The sequence below is a fragment of the Borrelia persica No12 genome (genome assembly GCF_000500045.1).
Lineage (GTDB): Bacteria > Spirochaetota > Spirochaetia > Borreliales > Borreliaceae > Borrelia > Borrelia persica.
Map to the genome: position 1 here is coordinate 1 of NZ_AYOT01000020.1, position 2,660 is coordinate 2,660.

Annotated in this window: 3 protein-coding genes; 2 read left to right on the plus strand and 1 reads right to left on the minus strand. The window is 25.7% G+C overall.

From position 1 onward, the window contains the following. Nucleotides 1-751: hypothetical protein (locus tag U881_RS11340; RefSeq protein ID WP_152520637.1), on the minus strand; the 751-nt coding region annotated here is incomplete at its 3' end. A gap of 458 nt (nucleotides 752-1,209) precedes the next feature. Between U881_RS11340 and U881_RS11350 the strand changes: the two genes are divergently transcribed. Next, nucleotides 1,210-2,016, plus strand: a complete 807-nt coding sequence (locus U881_RS11350; RefSeq protein ID WP_024652902.1) for a hypothetical protein — start codon at nucleotides 1,210-1,212, stop codon at nucleotides 2,014-2,016. Between the two features lie 75 nt (nucleotides 2,017-2,091). Further along, nucleotides 2,092-2,660, plus strand: a 569-nt coding sequence (gene bdr / locus U881_RS0100380) for a Bdr family repetitive protein (RefSeq protein ID WP_024652903.1), incomplete at its 3' end; no start/stop codon positions are given.

Here is a 2,660-nt window from a genome sequence, read left to right on the forward strand (position 1 = left end):
TGGGGACATTCATTTCTTTAAGTCGTAGATTGATATAACGTTTAATTTTATGGGGTCTATGATTGTACATAGATATTGCCTTATTAGAGAAAAATTCTTCTATAATAGAAGCAATAATATTTTTAAAACGGGATTTAGAGTTTTTGTAACGTTCTAGATTATTTTTATTGAGGGTAACAAAATTAAAAGAGTGTATATGTTGTAATTTTTTTTCTATATTTTGGATTTTGGGTTCATTAACAAGTGATATTAGATTACATTTGCAGGTGGATATTTTATTTTTGAGATTATTATTAAATAGTACAAAATTATCTATCAGATTTTTTCTTGTGTTAAGAATCGTACCATAAATATTTCGTAAATCTTTGGTTGTGATCTTTAAATCAAAAAATTTATGTAAAGATCTATTTAATTTGAAAGCTTGGATTGGGAGTATTGTGACATTTTGTAAAGATTGAATAGCGTTAACAACAATTTGAGAATCAATTAAAGTATATCTTGTGAGTTCTAAGCCGTTATTTGGTTTGTAAATAATTGTATTGTTACTGTTTTTTGCAACTAAGATATTCTTATTATTGAGATGTGTGAGAGGAATACCAGTTGACATGATAATTCCTATTAATTTATATTTAATGTTTTCAGATTGTATAAGATGGGTGCCAAGTAAAATAAATTCATCAGGATTAATATTTAAGTTGGGATTATCTGATCTTTTTCTTCTGAAGAAATTAAGTCTAAACATTTTAAACATTAATAAAAGTATATATCCTAAAGTAAAAAAAACAAAATTATTTATAAATTCTGTAAAGATATATTTGTGTTTCTTTTATGGGAGGTATTGGTTTCTTTTGTGGGTAGTTTTTGCAATTGAGATTCTATTTGGTTTTTTTTATAGGAGATATAGGTTTCTTTTATAGGGGGTATTGGTTTCTTTTATGGGAGATAATGAACAAGGAATCTATACTAAAAACAAATTATATATATAATTTGTTTTTAGTATAGATTCCTTGTTCATTATCTCCCATAAAAGAAACCAATACCCCCTATAAAAGAAACCTATATCTCCTATAAAAAAAACCAAATAGAATCTCAATTGCAAAAACTACCCACAAAAGAAACCAATACCTCCCATAAAAGAAACACAAATATATCTTTACAGAATTTATAAATAATTTTGTTTTTTTTACTTTAGGATATATACTTTTATTAATGTTTAAAATGTTTAGACTTAATTTCTTCAGAAGAAAAAGATCAGATAATCCCAACTTAAATATTAATCCTGATGAATTTATTTTACTTGGCACCCATCTTATACAATCTGAAAACATTAAATATAAATTAATAGGAATTATCATGTCAACTGGTATTCCTCTCACACATCTCAATAATAAGAATATCTTAGTTGCAAAAAACAGTAACAATACAATTATTTACAAACCAAATAACGGCTTAGAACTCACAAGATATACTTTAATTGATTCTCAAATTGTTGTTAACGCTATTCAATCTTTACAAAATGTCACAATACTCCCAATCCAAGCTTTCAAATTAAATAGATCTTTACATAAATTTTTTGATTTAAAGATCACAACCAAAGATTTACGAAATATTTATGGTACGATTCTTAACACAAGAAAAAATCTGATAGATAATTTTGTACTATTTAATAATAATCTCAAAAATAAAATATCCACCTGCAAATGTAATCTAATATCACTTGTTAATGAACCCAAAATCCAAAATATAGAAAAAAAATTACAACATATACACTCTTTTAATTTTGTTACCCTCAATAAAAATAATCTAGAACGTTACAAAAACTCTAAATCCCGTTTTAAAAATATTATTGCTTCTATTATAGAAGAATTTTTCTCTAATAAGGCAATATCTATGTACAATCATAGACCCCATAAAATTAAACGTTATATCAATCTACGACTTAAAGAAATGAATGTCCCCAGTAAGTTTACTTATAAACACCAACTAGAAATCTTCTCTAATGTTTTTGTAAAGTAAATACAATCAAAACTAAATATTTTACTTTTCCAATAAGCCTAAAATAGTATATAATAGTGACATAAGGAGATCTTAATGGAAGAATTAGCATACCCAATGATCACTCAAAAAATGGTACTGTCTGAACTCATTAAAGCCGGTATTGATAAAGATGTAGCCAAAGATTTGTCTTTTAGATATTACAGAAACGAACTCACCCACAAAGATATCGAATATCTCAAAGAAAACTTCGATATCAAACTCGAAATGCTAGAAAAAGTACTAAAAGGCGAAATTTTAGCTGTTAAAACTGATCTTGATAATAAAATTGATACAAAATTTACTGAACTTGATAATAAAATTGATACAAAATTTACTGAACTTGATAATAAAATTGAGAATGTTAGAAGCGAGCTAAAATCGGATATTAAAGATCTTGATAATAAAATTGAGAATGTTAGAAGCGAGCTAAAATCGGATATTAAAGATCTTGATAATAAAATTGAGAATGTTAGAAGCGAGCTAAAATCGGATATTAAAGATCTTGATAATAAAATTGATACCAATAAAACGGAATTTAAGAGTACACTAAGATTACATAATTGGATGCTTGGTACTATTATCACCATATGTATAGGAATTTTATTAACTCTTATATTTAAGTA